The 17,698-nt window shown below is 34.7% G+C and carries 19 protein-coding genes and 1 tRNA gene; 17 read left to right on the top strand and 3 right to left on the bottom strand.

Going from position 1 to position 17,698, the window contains the following annotated elements:
• The first annotated feature begins 120 nt into the window (after nt 1-120).
• The 5 genes from QZN33_RS05820 (at nt 121) to QZN33_RS05800 (ending at nt 6,028) form a co-directional block, all read left to right on the top strand.
• Nucleotides 121-540, top strand: coding sequence for a DUF371 domain-containing protein (locus QZN33_RS05820; protein WP_296790012.1), 420 nt, complete (start codon nt 121-123; stop codon nt 538-540).
• A 54-nt stretch (nt 541-594) separates the two neighbouring features.
• Nucleotides 595-678 (top strand) — tRNA-Leu (locus tag QZN33_RS05815).
• 68 nt (nt 679-746) lie between these two features.
• Nucleotides 747-3,233, top strand: a complete 2,487-nt coding sequence (locus QZN33_RS05810; protein WP_296790011.1) for a hypothetical protein — start codon at nt 747-749, stop codon at nt 3,231-3,233.
• Nucleotides 3,234-3,920: 687 nt separating this feature from the next.
• A complete protein-coding gene (galU, locus tag QZN33_RS05805) occupies nt 3,921-4,775 on the top strand; it encodes a UTP--glucose-1-phosphate uridylyltransferase GalU (RefSeq protein ID WP_296790010.1) in 855 nt (284 codons plus the stop codon).
• Nucleotides 4,776-4,804: 29 nt separating this feature from the next.
• On the top strand, nt 4,805-6,028 hold the full coding sequence (locus QZN33_RS05800; RefSeq protein WP_296790009.1) for an aldo/keto reductase: 1,224 nt from the start codon (nt 4,805-4,807) through the stop codon (nt 6,026-6,028).
• Here the strand turns inward: QZN33_RS05800 and QZN33_RS05795 are convergent.
• Nucleotides 6,025-6,183 carry a hypothetical protein gene (locus tag QZN33_RS05795; RefSeq protein ID WP_296790008.1) on the bottom strand — a complete coding sequence of 53 codons (159 nt, stop codon included), beginning with the start codon at nt 6,181-6,183 and terminating at the stop codon, nt 6,025-6,027. The two genes, QZN33_RS05800 and QZN33_RS05795, sit on opposite strands and share 4 nt — an antisense overlap.
• Before the next feature lie 170 nt (nt 6,184-6,353).
• On the opposite strand from QZN33_RS05795, the gene QZN33_RS05790 reads away from it, so the two are divergent.
• The 8 genes from QZN33_RS05790 (at nt 6,354) to QZN33_RS05755 (ending at nt 13,773) form a co-directional block, all read left to right on the top strand.
• Entirely contained in the window at nt 6,354-6,563 is a 210-nt protein-coding gene (locus QZN33_RS05790; RefSeq protein WP_296790007.1) for a TIGR04165 family Cys-rich peptide, read from the top strand.
• Nucleotide 6,564: 1 nt separating this feature from the next.
• Nucleotides 6,565-7,689: a TIGR04083 family peptide-modifying radical SAM enzyme gene (locus QZN33_RS05785; RefSeq protein WP_296790006.1), complete on the top strand. Its 1,125-nt coding sequence runs from the start codon at nt 6,565-6,567 to the stop codon at nt 7,687-7,689.
• A 10-nt stretch (nt 7,690-7,699) separates the two neighbouring features.
• Nucleotides 7,700-7,825, top strand: coding sequence for a hypothetical protein (locus QZN33_RS05780; RefSeq protein WP_296790005.1), 126 nt, complete (start codon nt 7,700-7,702; stop codon nt 7,823-7,825).
• Between the two features lie 313 nt (nt 7,826-8,138).
• A complete protein-coding gene (locus tag QZN33_RS05775; protein ID WP_296790004.1) occupies nt 8,139-10,187 on the top strand; it encodes a cation-translocating P-type ATPase in 2,049 nt (682 codons plus the stop codon).
• A 60-nt stretch (nt 10,188-10,247) separates the two neighbouring features.
• Nucleotides 10,248-11,237 carry an ATP phosphoribosyltransferase gene (locus QZN33_RS05770; RefSeq protein WP_296790003.1) on the top strand — a complete coding sequence of 330 codons (990 nt, stop codon included), beginning with the start codon at nt 10,248-10,250 and terminating at the stop codon, nt 11,235-11,237.
• A gap of 170 nt (nt 11,238-11,407) precedes the next feature.
• Entirely contained in the window at nt 11,408-12,310 is a 903-nt protein-coding gene (locus QZN33_RS05765; RefSeq protein ID WP_296790002.1) for a CBS domain-containing protein, read from the top strand.
• 8 nt (nt 12,311-12,318) lie between these two features.
• Complete coding sequence (locus tag QZN33_RS05760) at nt 12,319-13,242, top strand: deoxyhypusine synthase (RefSeq protein ID WP_296790001.1); 924 nt, start codon at nt 12,319-12,321, stop codon at nt 13,240-13,242.
• A gap of 3 nt (nt 13,243-13,245) precedes the next feature.
• Nucleotides 13,246-13,773, top strand: a complete 528-nt coding sequence (locus tag QZN33_RS05755; protein WP_296790000.1) for a hypothetical protein — start codon at nt 13,246-13,248, stop codon at nt 13,771-13,773.
• 44 nt (nt 13,774-13,817) lie between these two features.
• Here QZN33_RS05755 and QZN33_RS05750 read toward each other — a convergent pair whose 3' ends face one another.
• Nucleotides 13,818-14,063, bottom strand: coding sequence for a DUF5654 family protein (locus tag QZN33_RS05750; RefSeq protein ID WP_296789999.1), 246 nt, complete (start codon nt 14,061-14,063; stop codon nt 13,818-13,820).
• 87 nt (nt 14,064-14,150) lie between these two features.
• The gene (gene pyrF, locus QZN33_RS05745; RefSeq protein WP_296789998.1) at nt 14,151-14,798 is read right to left on the bottom strand and encodes an orotidine-5'-phosphate decarboxylase; all 648 of its coding nucleotides are present in this window, start codon (nt 14,796-14,798) and stop codon (nt 14,151-14,153) included.
• Nucleotides 14,799-14,997: 199 nt separating this feature from the next.
• On the opposite strand from pyrF, the gene QZN33_RS05740 reads away from it, so the two are divergent.
• The 4 genes from QZN33_RS05740 to QZN33_RS05725 are packed head-to-tail and all read left to right on the top strand — an operon-like array spanning nt 14,998 to nt 17,527.
• Complete coding sequence (locus QZN33_RS05740; RefSeq protein WP_296789997.1) at nt 14,998-15,663, top strand: energy-coupling factor ABC transporter permease; 666 nt, start codon at nt 14,998-15,000, stop codon at nt 15,661-15,663.
• A gap of 10 nt (nt 15,664-15,673) precedes the next feature.
• Entirely contained in the window at nt 15,674-15,961 is a 288-nt protein-coding gene (locus tag QZN33_RS05735) for an energy-coupling factor ABC transporter substrate-binding protein (protein WP_296789996.1), read from the top strand.
• A 35-nt stretch (nt 15,962-15,996) separates the two neighbouring features.
• A complete protein-coding gene (gene cbiQ, locus QZN33_RS05730; protein WP_296789995.1) occupies nt 15,997-16,692 on the top strand; it encodes a cobalt ECF transporter T component CbiQ in 696 nt (231 codons plus the stop codon).
• 1 nt (nt 16,693) lies between these two features.
• Nucleotides 16,694-17,527, top strand: a complete 834-nt coding sequence (locus tag QZN33_RS05725; RefSeq protein ID WP_296789994.1) for an ATP-binding cassette domain-containing protein — start codon at nt 16,694-16,696, stop codon at nt 17,525-17,527.
• Nucleotides 17,528-17,698 lie beyond the last annotated feature (171 nt).

Below are 17,698 nucleotides of genomic sequence, written 5' to 3'. Positions count from 1 at the left end.
ATTTTAATATTTATACTCTCAACTGTTGAAATTATTGGGCAGTTCTTTCATTAAATGATATAGAAAATCCTGATGCTTTTCAGCAATAATTTTATAAATTTTCGCTACAAATTATTATTTATGATTTTTAAAATTCTAGCTAAGGGTCATGAGAATGTTACTTCAAGACATAAGTCTACATTTGAGATAACAAAAGATCAGTATTTGACTCCTAGCGGGGACTGCATTGTTGGAGTGGATATGGATAAGACCATGCTGGACTTTCCACAGGATTTAAAGGATCAGATTGCTGATTCCAACACAAAAATAATCGTTGAACTTAAAACTGAAAACGGATATGATGAAATTGTAGGCTATGGTCATGAGGACTTGAGTCTGACACATCCCACAGATATTGTTATTAGAAAAAGCGATTTTACATGTCCAAGGACTCTGATGGTAAATTCCGATAAGGCTGCACGTGACCTTGACACTAAACTTATTGAAGATTTAAAAAATGAAAAAATCATGGAAGTTACTATAAAAACATGTGAAAAATAGTTAAGTATATATAACTTGAAAAATATATTCATTAATAACTACTTTTGTTTTATAGCGGGGGTGGTCGAGCGGTCAAAGGCGCTAGGTTGAGGGCCTAGTGGGTTAGTCCCTTCGCGGGTTCAAGTCCCGTCCCCCGCACTACTATCAAAAAATATAACTTATTCTTTTAACATACATTTAACTGATTTTAAAGGAGGTTTTATTTTTTGAAAAAATTTATTTTTATTTTAACAGTAATTGCTTTAATCTGTTTATCAATTTCAGGCGTCAGTGCACTTGATAATCAGACAGTCAGTGAGTCCCATATTGATGATTTGGCAAACAAAATCAATCTTACAAATGATGGGGATGTTGTTAACTTAGATAATAACTATCAAAGCATAAACACTTCTCAAAAACATATTATTATCAATAATTCCATTACAATCGACGGTAATGGTCATACAATAGATGCATCTGATGTTGAAAGGGTTTTCTGGGTTAAGGCAGATAACGTTACAATCAAAAACGTCAATTTTGTCAACGGTAAAACAACCGGCCTTGCAGGTGGTGTAATTTCCTGGTGGGGAAACAATGGAGTATTGCTTAACTGCAATTTCACAGACAATGCAGCGTCATCTGCCGGAGGAGCAGTCCTTTGGAGGGGTGATTATGGATGTATTTCAAATTGCAATTTCAAAAACAATACTGTAAAAACTGCAGCCGATGTTAGTTTGACTGATGGGGACGGATATGATCCAAGACAGCTTCACATCATGACAGTCAACAGCGAAGCTGGAGCACTGTATTTATGTGGAAATGATATCTCTGTTGACAATTGCAATTTCTGCGATAATTCTGCTGATTTTACCGGAGGTGCTATAACAGTTTCATGGGGAAACAATATCAGTGTCTCCAATTCCAAATTCAAAAATAACAAAGCAGGTCACACCGGCGGAGCAATTGCATGGAACGGCGATGGAGGACAGCTTATAAACTCCAAATTCATTGAAAACAATCAAAATGATTTGTTCCTGAATTCCCGAAACATGACTTTAACAGAGGTCTTCATTGAAAATGAATCATTAATTGAATCATGGTATGATGTCGATTTCTCCTGTGTCAAATTCGCACCATTAAATACTTTTGCTGATTTGGAATTATTGGTCAATAACACTCCTGAAGGCGGAATTTTAGTACTGGATGACGATTACAAATTTGTAAATGGCTCAAATAAGGGAATATTAATCTCAAAACCTATAACCATTGACGGTGCAGGCCATACTCTGGATGGAAACAAGCTGTCAAGAATGTTCAATGTCACTGCAGATAACGTCACTATCAGAAATATCAATTTCATTAACGGAAATGCATATGGAAGATACTTCTCAAATGATGCGGGCGGTGGAGCAATCTACTGGAACGGAGCAAACGGAGTAGTTGAAAACTGTAACTTTACAAATAACAGGGGAAGCGGAATTGAAGATGATCCATTTGACAAGGAAGAAACATGGGTTGATGAAAACGGAAACGTCTGGCATACTGTAAGAATCAGACCAATGGGTGCCAAAGTCAATGAAGGCGGAGCTATTGTCTGGAATGCTACCAACGGTACAGTCAGCAAATGTGTCTTTAAAAATAACGGAGTAGGATATCCAAACTATGGTGGAGCAATCTGCTGGAGAGGAGATTCAGGTAATATTTTCGAAAGTCAATTTTTAAATAATAATGCCTGGGGAGGAGCTGCAATCTGCTGGTTGGCAGACAACGGTACAATATTGTATTCCAAATTCGTCAATTCCGGAGATATATTTGGAAGAGATATAATGTGGTTTGGAGAGAATGGAACAATAAAATATTCATTTTTATTAAATTCTGGCGGTGGAAGTCCTCTTTATCCGTATTCAGGAAATGTGGTTGCAGACTACAATTTCTGGGGAGACATATTGCCGAATAAACAGATTGATAAAATCAATAGCTTAAACAACTGGATTGTCCTTAATGCAACATGCAATAATGATTTCGTCAAAAAAGGAGATATTATTAAAGTTACATGTAACACTCTTCTTATTGAAAATGACGGAAACATTTCCAATTTCACAGCTTTGAATATTCCCGGAAATCTCACAGTAAAAGCTGACAGGGACGGGTTTGTGAAACTCACATTTGAAAACGGTAAAATGGAAGTTAAAATAATTCCAAAAACCAAAATTGTATCAAAAGACTTGACAAAATACTACAAGCAATCCAAAGACTTTAAAGTACGTGTATATGGTGCAGACGGCAAGCTGGCTGTCGGAAAATATGTCAAATTCACAATTGATAAGAAAACATATTCTGTTAAAACCGATAAAAAAGGATATGCGACTTTAAAAATCAATAAAAAACCTGGAAAATACACTATAACTACTCAATATGACAGCGTTAAAGTCAAAGATAAGATCACTGTTAAAACAACTCTGATAACTAAAAACATGTCTAAAAAAGCTAAAAAAACTGCCAGCTTTAAAGTTAAAGTCCTTAAATCCAACGGTAAGGTTTTTGCCAAAAAGGTTGTCAAAATCAATTTCAAAGGCAAAACCTATAAGATTAAAACTGATAAAAAAGGTATTGTAACATTTAAATTGCCTAAAAATCTTAAAGTTGGTAAATATACTATTAAAACTTCATTCGGAGGTTTGACAAACTCTAATAAAATTACTGTTAAAAGGTGAATGGTGGTTAAAAATTATTATGAGTAAAAAAAGAAGATATAAAATGCCTATTAAAGCTAATTGTCATTTGAATTCTCAAATCATCAAATTAGAAAATTTAGGATAATCCAAACTATTCTTCTTTTTCGACTTCATAACTTGTTAATATATTAATAAATTAATGCCTAACAAGATATAGTAGCTCGCCATGGCAAAATAAGCTATGATGAGCACTATATTTTCAACTGTCAAGGACAATTCCTCCAAAATTGGTAAGAATATTATACAAAATTTTTTTACAAAATCCCATATAAATCACTAATTATTTTCATTGAATTATATTGGCATTTTAGAATATCTTGTTTATTTGAAATTCTATTTATATTTAGTTATTTTTTAAAATCACTATTTATTTGAACTTATAATATTGTATTACCTTGAAAAATTGATTTAATTTTATAATGGATGAAAATTAGAAAGTTTTATATATTATTTTGTTTAAATTAATTATTAGCATCATGTGATGTACTGTCATAGGAATGCTAATTATTTCAGTTGAGTAAGGATGTCTCAAAATTTGTTTTTCAAATTTGTCCTTATTCAATTTTTAAAACTTTTTTTAGCTATTTAATATTGAAAAACTAGTTATCTATTTATATTAATAAATTTAAAATTTTATTTAAATAAAAAAATTTATGGTGATAAATTATGAAAGCTGTAATTCCAGCAGCAGGTTTTGGTACAAGATTTTTACCTGCTACTAAAGCGCAACCTAAGGAAATGTTGCCGGTTTATGATAAACCAACCATCCAGTATGTTATTGAAGAGGCAGTAGCATCCGGAATCGATGATATTTTAATCGTAACAGGTAGAAACAAAAGATCTATTGAAGATCACTTCGACAAATCATTTGAACTTGAACAGACTCTGCAAAGTGCAGGAAAAGATGACCGCTTAAGACAGGTTCGTGCAATCACTGATTTGGCAGATATATGCTATGTAAGACAAAAAGAACAGAACGGCTTAGGTGATGCAATTAACTGTGCTAAAAAGCATATCGGCGGTGAAGCATTCGCAGTTCTTTTAGGAGATTCAATTACTAAAGGACCAACCCCTTGTACTAAACAGCTTATTGATGTTTATGAAAAATATAATGCATCTGCAATCTCACTTGAAGCAGTTCCTAAAGAAAAAGTAGAAAGATATGGAATTATCAAAGGAACTGAAGTGGAAAATAACGTTTACAATATTGAAAAGCTTGTTGAAAAGCCACTGGCTCATCAGGCTCCATCCAATCTGGCTATTATGGGCCGTTATGTATTGACTCCTGATATCTTTGATAAAATAGATGAAACTGTTCCTGGAGTAGGTGGAGAAATCCAGCTTACAGATGCCCTTCAGAAATTGGATGCAATTTACGGCGTAACATTCGAAGGAAAAACCTATGATATAGGAAATCGTTTCGAATGGCTTAAAACTTCAATTGAATTTGCAATGGATGATGATGAATCCAAAGATGATTTGATTGAATATATGAAGGAAATTATCAAAGAATATGAATAATTTCCCTTTTTTTTTAAATTTGTGATATTATGCAAAATCGATTAATCAAAAAAATAGGAGTTGAAGTCTCCCAGCTTGGTTTCGGTGCAATGAGGCTTCCATTGAAAAACGGAAAGATTGATCGTGATTTGGCTAAAGAGCAAATTTATTATGCTATTGATAATGGTATAAATTTTATAGATACGGCTTATCTTTATGGAGACAGTGAAAAGTTCCTTGGAGAAATTCTTCAGGGGGAATATAGGGATAAGGTTAGGATATGTACAAAATTGCCATCTATCAATGTTAGAAAACGCGAAGATATGGACTATTTTTTAGATGAACAGTTAAAAAGACTGCAAAGGGATTGCATTGATTTTTATCTGGTTCATTCTGTTGATTTAAAATCTGTTAATCGTCTGATTAAAAAAGGTTTGTTTGAATTTTTAAATCAGGCTCAACGTGACGGCAAAATCAAATATGTAGGTTTTTCATACCATGGGGCCAAAGAAGAGTTTGATTTGCTCATTGACGGCTATGACTGGGATGTGGTCATGGTTCAGTACAACTATTTTGATGAAAATGTTCAGGCAAGCGTTGAGGGAATAGAATATGCCGCTTCCAAAGGAATGGGCGTTTTTGTAATGGAACCTCTTAAAGGAGGAATTCTTGCGGGAAATATGCCTAAGGATGCTGAAGAGATATTTAAAAAGGCAGATTCTGATAAGACAACTGCCCAATGGGCCCTTCAGTGGGTTTTAAATAATAGAAATGTAACCTGCGTATTTTCAGGCATGAACTCATTTGAACAGATTGATGACAACATTTCCATTTCCAACCGGACAGAGCCTATGTCAATGACTTTCGGGGAGCTTGAAACTGTTGAGCTTGTCAAAAGGGTCATGAAGGAATCCCTTAAAATCAACTGTTCAACATGCGGATACTGCATGCCGTGCCCTCAGGGAGTAAACATTCCTGAATGTCTGAAGATATATAATGAAAAATATCTATTTGGTCACAAAGGCTTTATGAATCCTGCATTTCTGGATTATTATCAGTATGTTGGTGGAGTCATGGGAAAACCGGCTTATGCAGGTCTCTGTAACGGCTGCGGTAAGTGTTTAAGGAAATGCCCTCAAAAACTTGATATCATTTCCGAGCTTAAAAAGGTTAAAAAAGAATATGAATTACCGGCAATGAAATATTTCCTGATGTTTATAAGAAATATCGGTTTTCCGGTATACAGATTCTTCGTTAAACTATTAAACCGTTAACCTTTTCTTATTTTGTCTGTTATTTCTTCCCATTCCTGGGATTCGATAACGTCATATGTCTCACGCCATAGTTTCTGGCGGACAATATTTGATACTTCAGTAAAATTCTTGTTATTTCTCTGCTTAATGAAGAAGTCATAGAAGTCATATGGCATTTTAATCACTTTAATTTTTAATTTAATAATTTATATTAAATATTATCTTATTTAAAGCTTGTTGAAGCCACTTCGTAAAATTGTCGTCATTTAACCATCTTATTTAAACTTTTTGGTTATGTATAATCTTATATACTTTTAAAACAGAAAATATTAACTAAGGTGAAAAAATGAAACTTGAAGAATTATTGGCACCATGTCCAAAATGTGGTTCAAAAGATAAAATCGCTAAAAGAAAATTATTGGATAATCACAGGGCTCATGCAGAAATGGATGCAGTCCAATGTGAAGACTGCGGATATATTTTCTTTGTAAACGACAGCATGGACGAAGATGACAAAAAGAAACTGTTGAATGAATTAAATAAAGTCTACGGTTAAAATGACATTTCATGTAATGATTATTCCGACATTAAACTGTCCGTCAAACTGCAAATACTGTTGGGGATCTGAAAACAAAAAGGAAATGATGGATGTTGAAATCATCGACCAGATTATAACATGGCTGGGTGATTTTAGAGATGATAAAGTCCATTTCACTTTCCACGGAGGCGAACCTCTTCTTGCAGGTTATGACTTTTATGAATATGCATTGGAAAAGCTTTCAAAATTGGAAAATCTTGATGGATTTTCTCTTCAAAGCAACATCTGGCTTCTAAGTGATGAGTTAATCGATTTGTTTGTAAAGTACAATGTTGTAGTTAGTACAAGTATTGACGGGCCAAAGGAAATCAACGATTATCAAAGAGGAGAAGGTTACTTTGACAGGACCATGGGTAAAGTGGAACTTGCCAAAAGCAAAGGCCTGATAATCAACTTTGTTTTAACCGTAACTGATTACTCCAAAGATTTTTCAGATGAACTGTATGATTTCTTTAAAAGCCAGAAACTGAATCTTAAAATTCATGCGGCTTTGCCGTCTCTTCGTGGAGACAATGCTGATCCGTGGGCACTTGACCAGGAGGAACATGGGAAACTTCTTATAGACTGGCTTGACAAATACCTTTATGATTTGGATAAATTCACTGTTATGGATCTGGACCATATCTGTAAAAGTTCACTTAGAAGAAGAGGAACATTATGCACCTTTGCAGACTGCATCGGAACAACCCTTGCTGTAGGTTCAGACGGTTCAATATATCCGTGCTACAGGTTTGTTGGAATGCCTGAGTATGTTTTAGGCAACGTATCTGATAATCCAAGCTTTGATGATTTAAAAGCATCATCTGCATGGGCAAAGCTTATGGAATTCAGAGAGTATGTTGATGAAAACTGCAAAAAATGCAGATATGTTAAATATTGTGAAGGAGGATGTCCTTACAATGCTATTGTTGCATATCAAACACCTAAGGCAGTTGACCCTCAATGTACAGCATATAAAATGATATTCGGTGAAGTTTCAAAAAGAATGAATAAGGAATTCGCCAAATCCGCTTTTGGAATGGGTGGTCAGGCTCCTAGAAAAGAAGGCGATCCGTTCAGCATAATGGATTTGGCTATGAAATAGGGTAGATATTATGATTTGTGATGAATGTCAGTATCTTGAGCTAAGAAACAAATATAAGATTGTATGTAAAATGCATGAACATCTGCTTTTGGATGTTAAGCAGTGTCAGAATTTCAAAAAGATTGAAGAAGAATAGAATATTTTCTATTCACCTATTTTTTTTAACTTAATTTTTTAGAGAATTTTTCCACTAATTTTTTTAAAGTAATACTGAGTATATAAATGAATTTCAAAAAAGTAATAACATTTATATTATTCGGGTGACATATATATTTTCGGTAATACTGAGTATTTAAATAAATTCAAAAAAGTAATACTTTTTGGCTGTTGGTACTTACTATATTTGTTTTTGCAATGGATTTCAAAAATGGGATTTTCATTGAAAAAATTTTGAGTAATACTGAGTATTTAAATAAATTCAAAAAAAGTAATACTTAGAGGTGTTTAGTGTGATAGATGAAATAACTGATTTCCTATTCGGATTAAAAATGACCATTATTTCAGGTATTTTTTTACTTATAGCAGTTATTTTTATGATTTTTGGAATAAATACTCCAACTTATTTAAACCCTGCATGGGGAACAGTAATAATAAGCGGTATTCCAATGCTGCTTTTGGCGATGACCAGACTCGTTCGTGAAAAATGGATTTCATCAGCACTGCTTATTGCAATAGCTATGGTGGCATCACTTTTCATAGGTGAGATATTTGCGGCAGGTGAAGTGGCATGGATTATGGCACTGGGAGCTCTTTTAGAGGACTGGACTGTAGAAAGAGCTAAAAAAGGTTTAAGAAACTTAATCAATTTAACTCCGCAAACTGGAAGAAAAATAGTTGATGGTGTTGAGGAAGTTGTATCAGTGGATGAGATAAAAATAGGTGATACATTAAGAATTCTTCCCGGTGAAAGCGTACCTGTTGACGGTGAAATTATAAAAGGTACATCATCTCTTGACCAGTCAATCATGACTGGGGAATCTTTGCCAATTGATAAGGAAGTTGGTGATGATGTATTCTGCGGTACAATGAACATGTATGGCGCAATTGACATAAAAGCAACAAGTTTAGGTGAAAATTCATCACTTCAAAAACTTATTGATCTTGTCAAGGCAGCTGATGAAAAACAGGCACCTACACAAAGAATTGCAGACAAATGGGCAACATGGCTGGTTCCTGTTGCACTGATAATAGCAATCGCAGCATGGCTGGTAACTGGAAACATAGAAAGAGGAGTGACAGTTTTAGTCGTATTCTGTCCATGTGCACTGATACTTGCAACACCAACAGCAATAATGGCTGCAATAGGTCAGGCAACAAAATATGGTGTTCTAATCAAGTCAGGTGAAGCGCTTGAAACTTTAGGCGGTTTAAATACATTAGTGTTTGATAAAACAGGAACATTAACTTACGGTAATTTAGAGGTTTCTGATGTTATCCCGATTAAAGCCGATTTAAGTCAGATGGATTTGCTTAAGATGACTGCGTCATGTGAGAAATTAAGCGAACATCCATTAGCTAAAGCCATTGTAAACAATGCAAAAGAAGCTGAAGTTGATATTGAAGAGCCAAAGGAATTTAAAATGTATCCTGGTAAAGGTGTAACATGCATAAATTCTTTTGGTAATGTATATGCAGGAAACTCCAAATTCTTAGCTGAAAATAATATTGATGTTGATGTTGACAATCAGCTGAACAAACTTAAAAATGAAGGTAAGGCTTCAATCATTGTTGCACTCGACGGTGAAGTTGTAGGACTGATTGGATTGTCTGATGTAATACGTGAAGATTCAAAAGGCATGATTGACAGTCTTCATGACCTTGGAACTGAAACCGTATTGCTTACCGGAGATAACACAGAAACCGCTAATTATTTTGCATCAAAGGTCGGAATTGGCAAGGTTTACGGCAATCTCCTTCCAGAAGAGAAACTGTCCTGGATTGAAAAATTCAAAAATGAAGGAAGACAGGTTTGTATGATAGGGGATGGAGTAAATGACGCTCCCGCACTCAAAACTGCTGATGTCAGCGTTGCAATGGGATCTGTTGGAAGTGATGTGGCCATTGAAGCAGCAGACATTGCGCTTTTAGGTGATGATATCGGAAAAATCCCATATCTTAAAAAACTGTCAAATTCCACATTGTTTACTATAAAGGCAAACATTGCAATTTCAATGACAATCAATGCAGTTGCAATAATATGTTCTGTTTTAGGATTACTGAATCCTGTTACAGGAGCTATTGTGCACAATGCAGGGTCATGCCTTGTAGTTTTAAATGCGGCATTGCTTTATGACAGGCATTTCGATGATTCAATCAAAAAAATAGACACTGAAAACGTTGAACATTCACATTATCACTTCCACAATGACGGAGAACATTCACACTCCCATGAAAATGTGGAAATTATCGATGAAATTGTAACGGATAATGGAATTAAGCATATGCATGCTCATAAACATTCATTAAATAGACAAAGTTGTGAACCATATCACAACTAACTTCTTTTTTTTACATCAAACTTATATAATTTAACCAATAATCTTATTATAGGTATTATTATGAATGAAAAAATTATCTTAGGCCTTCCGAAAGGAAGTTTAAATAATGTTAACAGAGGAAATACACATCAGTTATTTGTTGATGCAGGTTATGAGGTTCGAGGATACGAACCGGGCAATGAATCTTACGAAATTGACATACTGAATGATGAAGACATTGTAGCGTATTTGACCCGCCCTCAGTCAACTCCTGTTGAGCTGAATCGTGGAATGGTGGATATAGCAATTGTCGGTGAAGACTGGATTAAGGAAGAATCCGTACTGAGACCAACTAAAACTGTAAAAATCGGAGATCTGGATTACGGTCAGACCAGATTGATTGTAGCGGTACCGAATGATTCTCCTTATAACAGTTTATCTGATTTATTTAGAGCAAACAAGGACAGAAAAACTCCAATATTGTGCTTTACAGAGTATCCTAATTTAACCAGAAAATTCATTATGGAAAATGAAGTCTATCAGGAACTCTATGGTGATGCGGTGCCGTTTGTTCAGGTCAGAGGTCTTACTGACGGTGACAATGAAATGGTTCAGGTCATTAACTCCGACGGTGCAACTGAAGTTTACATTGCAAAAGGAGCTGATTTGATTGTTGACAATACTCAAACCGGAAGCAGCTTAAGAAAAGCAGGCTTGAAAGAAATTGAAACAATCTTGCATTCTTCAGCAGGTCTTTATGCAGGCGTAAGCTGCACTGGTGAGAAAATGGAAAAGGCAGAGATGATTTTCAAACAGCTTTTCGGTGCAATTACTGCTAAAAAATTTTTTGATGTTAAGTTCAACATTGCAAACAGCAAAATTGAAAGTGTTACCAATTATTTGATTGAAAACAAGCTGTGTGCTGATGAGCCTACAATCACTCCGGGTTCTGATTTCTCACAGGTCAACGTACTGATTCCTAAATCAAAATTCCCTGAAATGGTAGATGCCATCAAAGGATTTGATGCAACTTCAATCATCAGAAATGATTTAAAACAGCTTATAGAATAATCATTTCTTTTCTTATTTTTTTTACTTGAATTTTGTTTATTTTTTTCAATATTGATTATAATTTGTTTATTTTTTGTAATACTATAACTAAAATATCATGATTTATCATTAACATTTATAAGATAGTTTTTACATAAATTAATATATTATTTAGTAGATGGGGAATAAACATGTTAACATCTGTTCAAAAGGAAATTTTACAAACCTTGATAAATTTGTACCAGTCATCAAACGGCAAATCTATTAAGGGAGAAGATATTGCTGAGGTTATGAATAGGAATCCTGGAACAATACGTAACCAGATGCAGTCATTAAGAAGTTTAAGTTTAGTAAAAGGAGTGCCTGGTCCGAGAGGAGGGTACAAGCCAACAATTGAAGCCTATCATTCTCTAAACATTTCAGTATCTGATCAGGATTCAAAAGTACCGATATACAAAAACGGCGAAAGAATAGAGGATGTCTCTGTCGCACGTATAGAATTCACCAGTGTTCCGCAGCCGACAGAATGCGAAGCTGCAATCAAAGTTTTAGGAAGCATAAAAGATTTAAATCTTGGAGACACAGTAAGAATAGGTCCTACTCCTGTTAATAATCTTGGAGTTATGGGAAAAATTGTAGGCCGTGATGATATGGACAATATTCTTCTCGTTGACACCACTACAATAAGAAGCATTCCTAAAAATACCGTGGGAGACATTGCAAGCAAAGAAGTCATATCATTTGCTATGGACTGCTCTGTAAAGGAAGCATGCAAAAAACTTGCTTCATGTGAAATTGACGGAGCTCCAGTTATTAAGGACGGTAAAGTGGTTGGCGTATTTACATTGACAGACCTTGTTCAGGCAATTGCTGATGATAAGGAGCACCTGACTGTAGGAGAGCTCATGTCAACAAATGTAGTCATTGTCAATGAAGACATGAAAATAGCAAACGCCATTGAAGTAATGCTTAAAAAATCAATCTCAAGATTAATAATAGCAGACAACAATCAGGTTTTACTTGGAATTGTAACAAGAACTGATTTGATAGATAGTATAACCAATTTAAAACAATTCCCAATTATTACAAATTAAGTGATTTAATGAGAGTTTCACAGATTAACGTTGATAAAGATATGAAAATAATTGATTTGATAAATCAATTTGACCAGTCAGGTGTATTGGGCGCCGGCAGAGTGGCCCGTGCATGCAATATCCTGACAGACATGATAAATGATGAAGAAATGAGAGTATTCATGAGTCTTGGAGGTCCTTTGATTCCGGGAGGAATGAGGAATATCATAACCCGGATGATTAGTGAAGGCCATGTTGATTTGATTGTATCAAGCGGTGCAAACATTACTCACGATTTGGTCGAAGCATTCGGAGGATCCCATTATCGCCATGAAGGAAAAGATGATGAAGAGTTGAATCAGGAAGGAATCGGCAGAATTGCTGATATCAATGTCGGTTCTGATGATTTCACTATATTTGAAACTGAAATAATCAAAATTTTTGAAAAAATTTCAAAAGACAAAAAAACACTTTCAATTCAGGAACTGCTTTATGAGATAGGTCTTCTTGTTGAAGATGAAAATTCGTTCGTTGCACAAGCTGCAAGAAACAACATTCCGATATTTGCACCGGGTCTTATTGATTCAATGATCGGTCTGCAATTGTGGATATTTTCACAGGACCATGATTTTGTCGTTGATGCAGTGGCAGATATGCACTATCTCTCAGATATAGTATTTGAAGCGGAAAAAGTGGGTGCCATCCTTTTAGGAGGAGGTCTCACAAAACATTATACACTGGCTTCCAATGTTATTAAAGGAGGATTGGATGCAGCTATTCAGATTACAATGGACAGGCCTGAAGCGGGCAGTCTGGGTGGTGCACCTCTTGAGGAAGCTAAATCATGGGCAAAGGCAAGATGCGGATCCAGTCTGGCCAGCGTCGTTGGTGATGTAACTGTAATTTTCCCGCTTATTTATGCAGCAGCTTTAGATAGAATTGGAAGTGATTAAGAAATGAGTTATATAATTTTAGCGATATTATTTATATTATCCGGATTTTTCATGAAATATTCAGACGATTTGTTTGATATTAATGGAAATCTGTTTTACGCAAGTATTTTTGGAGTTTTATGCGCTATAGCATCTGCTGTAGCTGCAATATATAATGCTGAGGCTGCATATCTTTTTATAGCTATCCCTATTGGTAATATTCTGGCCCTGAAAGTGGATGGTATTCATCACATACTTACATTGGTCATTTTTATAGTGTTACTATTGATTTTCGGCATTCCACAGTTAAGTTTAGTGGTTTTACTAATTTGTATTTTCGCTGCTTTAGGTGATGAAGTCGGCCATGAACTGATATCTACAGTGACTGACAATAGGTTTCTCAATCTGTTTTTCGAATACAGATTTGTTTTAAAAATTGCAGTATTATTGCTTGCGGTTTGCGGTGTATTCAATATCTGGATATTCGTATGCTTTATCCTATTTGACGTCGCATATACAATGGCAGAAATTTCTTTTGAAAAGTTAAATTAAAAAAAGAGTTAAAAAAAGGAATTATTAATTCCTTTCTATTTTTCTTATTCGTTGAGTTCAATACCCATTTTACCAGCTACTCTTGCGAGTATTACGGTTACAAGTACTGCTACAATAGTTACAACAATTGCGTAAATGAATAAACTTGGAAGTGCGTCTCCAGCTCCAATGAAATGTTCAATTAATTTTTGGATTGCATCATTCCATGCTAAACCTGCAACGAATGCAAATGCAGTAGTAATTAAACCTAAAATGGTTTCCATAATTAATTTGGTAACTTCAGATGCCATGTTTTTCACCTCTTTTTTAGTTGTTCTGTTCAAGGATAATAAGAACATTGATATTTTTATATTTTTTTATTAAAATAATTTTACATTTTATTTAATTGAATTGATTAATTCTTCACATGCAAGTTTCGGATTGTCTGATTCGTAAATGCTTCTTCCGACAATTATTGCATTGGAGAATTCAAGAGTCTTTTTGCCGTCTCCGCCCTGCTTTCCCACGCCTGGTGAGATTATATATGCGTCATCACCTACGATGTTTCTTATGTCTGATAAACGATCAAGTCTTGTAGCCGGTGCAACATAGTTTCGGATTCCCATATCCACTCCCATCTGAGCTATTGCATCTGCATTTTTCTGTAAAAACATTTTTGCCCCTGGGTGTGACATTTCAGTAAGCAGAAACAGCTCTTTTCCATATTTGTCTGCTACATCAAGACATGCCTGGACGCTGTCACGGCCGACAAAACCGTGGCATATTATTGCATCTGCCCCTGCTTTAAATGTCTCTTCACATATTTTGGAGTTTGTAGCATCGATATCGGCTACCTTGAAGTCGCATATGACTTTAACACAAAAGGCATCCTTGATTTTGCCGATTATTTCAAGGCCTTCTGCAAGCGCTAGAGGATATCCGATTTTTATTGTGTCGATATGTTCTGCAACTGATCTGCAAATGTCAATCGCTTCACTTTCACTCATAACGTCGAGTGCCAATATGAGGTTATTTTTTATATCCATAGTATCATCTTTGTTAATTTGTTATTTAAATAAATTAGGTTTACCTAAAAAATGTTTAGTACATTACTAATAATATTTATATATAATAACTTATATATTATCATTATCAATAAAACTTTAATAAATTTTAACTTTAATTTAAATTTTTATTGACAATTTAATCAAATATTATTGATTATTAATTTGGAGGAAATTATTTATGCATATTATGGAAGGATATTTACCATTAACATGGTGTATAATATGGTTTGTTGTAGCAATCATATTTGTAGCCGTTGGTATTTATCAAATTAAAAAAATTGTAGATGAAACACCTGAATCCAAAGCGTTACTCGCTGTAAGTGGAGCATTCATGTTCGTCTTATCATCTTTGAAACTACCTTCTGTTACTGGAAGCTGTTCTCACCCTTGTGGTAACGGATTAGGTGCAGCATTATTCGGACCTGCTGTAACCGCAGTATTAGCAACTATTGTACTTATTTTCCAAGCTCTTTTACTCGCACACGGTGGATTAACCACTTTAGGTGCAAATATTGTTTCAATGGGTATTGTAGGACCTCTTGTAGCTTGGGCAGTTTATAAAGGTTTAACAAAAGCAAATATTTCATCAACTATTGCAATATTCTTTGCAGCATTCTTAGGTGACTTATTAACTTACGTAGCTACTTCATTCCAGTTAGCTTTTGCATTTCCTGCACCAACATTCGGTGGAGCATTAACTAACTTCTTAATTATCTTTGCAGTTACTCAAATTCCATTAGCTATTGGTGAAGGTATCTTAACAGTAATTATCTGGGACAGATTAAAAGCTTACAAACCTAAATTATTAGATAAACTTAATGCATTAGCTCCTAATGAAGCATAAGGTGATTTAAATGAAAACATCAACTTTAATTATTTTAGCAATTATCTGCGCAATCATTTTCATTGCACCATTAGTAATCTTTAATGGTCATGGGGAAGATGACGGATACTTCGGCGGTTCAGACGATGCAGCTAGTGAAGCTATTGAAGCAACTCATTTTGAACCATGGTTCTCCTCTATATGGGAACCTCCAAGTGGAGAAATTGAAAGTTTATTATTCGCTCTTCAAGCAGCTATAGGAGCAATCATTATCGGTTACTTCTTCGGTTACTGGAGAGGACAGGGTAAAGAAGAATAAATCTTCTTTATTATTTTCTTTTTTTTAGTGATTTTATGAAATTTGATATGGATTATATTGCACATCATAATGAATTAACAGAAACCAATCCTTATTTTAAGTTGTTTTTAACAATTTTCCTGTTAATATTAACATTAGCTTTAGATAATCTATATTTTGACATATTTATCTTCATTGTAATGTCAATTGTAATTTTAGCAATCGCTAAAATAAATTTCAGGTCATATTTAAAATTCTTATCCATTCCAATGACCTTTGTGGTTTTAACATGTCTATTTCTGATATTCTTCTTCGGAAAGGGGGAAGTTATTTATGAAACAGGTATTTTTGGTATTGTTGTTACAACCGATTCACTGCACTACGGAATATATACATTCTTTAGAGTAGTCGGATGTCTGCCGATACTTGGTTTTTTATCTCTAACAACACCAATTGCTAAAATATTGCATTGTTTGGGCAATTTAAAAGTTCCGAAAGTAGTAATTGAAATTGCACTTCTGATGTACAATTCAATATTTATATTCTTAAATGAAATTGACACTATGCAAAAGGCACAGGATACACGTCTTGGATACTCTTCATACTGGGGATCCTTCAAATCTCTGGGTGCACTTGCAAGTACAATATTTCTAAGGTCTCTTGATAAAAGTGAAACACTTCAGCATTCTCTAGATTCTAGAGGATATACCGGAGAGCTTCCTGTTTACGTACCAAGAAAAAAGGAGGAATAACATGATAGAAGTTAAAAATTTAAAATATTCATATAATTCTGATTATCATGCGCTTAAAGGCGTTAGTCTAAAAGTGGAAAAAGGTGAGATGGTTTCACTTTTAGGAAAAAACGGTGCCGGAAAATCAACTTTGTTTTTGCATTTGAACGGTATCTATGAACCTGATGAAGGTCAGGTATTCATTGATGGGGAAGAGCTGAAATATGATAAAAAATCTCTGCTTAAATTCAGACAGAAAGTTGGAATTGTATTTCAAAATCCTGACGACCAGATATTTGCTCCAACAGTGGAAGAAGATGTTGCTTTCGGACCTTTAAACCTGGGATTGCCTATGGAGGAAGTCCAGGACAGGGTTGAAGAGGCACTTGCCCGTGTTGGAATGACAGGTTTTGAAAAGAAAGCGCCGCATCATTTAAGCGGAGGTCAAAAGAAAAGGGTTGCAATTGCAGGAATCCTAGCTATGAAACCTGAAATAATGGTTTTGGATGAACCTACAGCAGGATTAGACCCTCAGGGTGTTACAAATTTAACAAAATTATTGAGAGAACTCAACAGCGAAGGTATTACAATTATCATATCAACACATGAGGTTGACCTAGTTCCTAATTATGCTAATCGTGTTTTTGTACTGGTGGACGGTTTATTGATTGCTGAAGGAACTCCTAAAGAGATTTTTGCACAGCCTGAAATTCTCGAAAAAGCTAATTTAAAAGTACCTATTGTCACTGAACTGTTCCAGCAGATTGAAGCTGAAGGCTTTGATATGGAAGGGGATTATCCGCTGACAATAGAAGAAGCTAAGGAAAAGTTTCTAAAATTCGCAAACAGAAACTAATTTTTTTTTAAATCAGAAATTTTTCATAATTTTGCATGCTAAAGTATTACTCCCGTATTGAATTCATAATACTTTATCTTAATAATGCAAGAATACCACGACCTCTTTTAGGTTGTGGATGAATTGCAAGTTGGGCGTACTTATTTTGAATGTGATTTTCGTAGTTTTTTT

Origin of the sequence: uncultured Methanobrevibacter sp., assembly GCF_900314615.1 — an archaeon.
Taxonomy (GTDB): domain Archaea; phylum Methanobacteriota; class Methanobacteria; order Methanobacteriales; family Methanobacteriaceae; genus Methanocatella.
Note: the sequence above shows the minus strand (reverse complement) of the source record. Positions and strands in the feature narration are given on the sequence as shown.

What these genes read in the sequence shown, in the direction of transcription:
- QZN33_RS05820 (WP_296790012.1), top strand. Translation starts at nt 121, where the DNA reads ATGATTTTTAAAATTCTAGCTAAGGGTCATGAGAATGTTACTTCAAGA.
- galU (WP_296790010.1), top strand. Translation starts at nt 3,921, where the DNA reads ATGAAAGCTGTAATTCCAGCAGCAGGTTTTGGTACAAGATTTTTACCT.
- QZN33_RS05800 (WP_296790009.1), top strand. Translation starts at nt 4,805, where the DNA reads ATGCAAAATCGATTAATCAAAAAAATAGGAGTTGAAGTCTCCCAGCTT.
- QZN33_RS05795 (WP_296790008.1), bottom strand. Translation starts at nt 6,183, where the DNA reads ATGCCATATGACTTCTATGACTTCTTCATTAAGCAGAGAAATAACAAG.
- QZN33_RS05790 (WP_296790007.1), top strand. Translation starts at nt 6,354, where the DNA reads ATGAAACTTGAAGAATTATTGGCACCATGTCCAAAATGTGGTTCAAAA.
- QZN33_RS05785 (WP_296790006.1), top strand. Translation starts at nt 6,565, where the DNA reads ATGACATTTCATGTAATGATTATTCCGACATTAAACTGTCCGTCAAAC.
- QZN33_RS05780 (WP_296790005.1), top strand. Translation starts at nt 7,700, where the DNA reads ATGATTTGTGATGAATGTCAGTATCTTGAGCTAAGAAACAAATATAAG.
- QZN33_RS05770 (WP_296790003.1), top strand. Translation starts at nt 10,248, where the DNA reads ATGAATGAAAAAATTATCTTAGGCCTTCCGAAAGGAAGTTTAAATAAT.
- QZN33_RS05765 (WP_296790002.1), top strand. Translation starts at nt 11,408, where the DNA reads ATGTTAACATCTGTTCAAAAGGAAATTTTACAAACCTTGATAAATTTG.
- QZN33_RS05760 (WP_296790001.1), top strand. Translation starts at nt 12,319, where the DNA reads ATGAGAGTTTCACAGATTAACGTTGATAAAGATATGAAAATAATTGAT.
- QZN33_RS05755 (WP_296790000.1), top strand. Translation starts at nt 13,246, where the DNA reads ATGAGTTATATAATTTTAGCGATATTATTTATATTATCCGGATTTTTC.
- QZN33_RS05750 (WP_296789999.1), bottom strand. Translation starts at nt 14,063, where the DNA reads ATGGCATCTGAAGTTACCAAATTAATTATGGAAACCATTTTAGGTTTA.
- pyrF (WP_296789998.1), bottom strand. Translation starts at nt 14,798, where the DNA reads ATGGATATAAAAAATAACCTCATATTGGCACTCGACGTTATGAGTGAA.
- QZN33_RS05740 (WP_296789997.1), top strand. Translation starts at nt 14,998, where the DNA reads ATGCATATTATGGAAGGATATTTACCATTAACATGGTGTATAATATGG.
- QZN33_RS05735 (WP_296789996.1), top strand. Translation starts at nt 15,674, where the DNA reads ATGAAAACATCAACTTTAATTATTTTAGCAATTATCTGCGCAATCATT.
- cbiQ (WP_296789995.1), top strand. Translation starts at nt 15,997, where the DNA reads ATGAAATTTGATATGGATTATATTGCACATCATAATGAATTAACAGAA.
- QZN33_RS05725 (WP_296789994.1), top strand. Translation starts at nt 16,694, where the DNA reads ATGATAGAAGTTAAAAATTTAAAATATTCATATAATTCTGATTATCAT.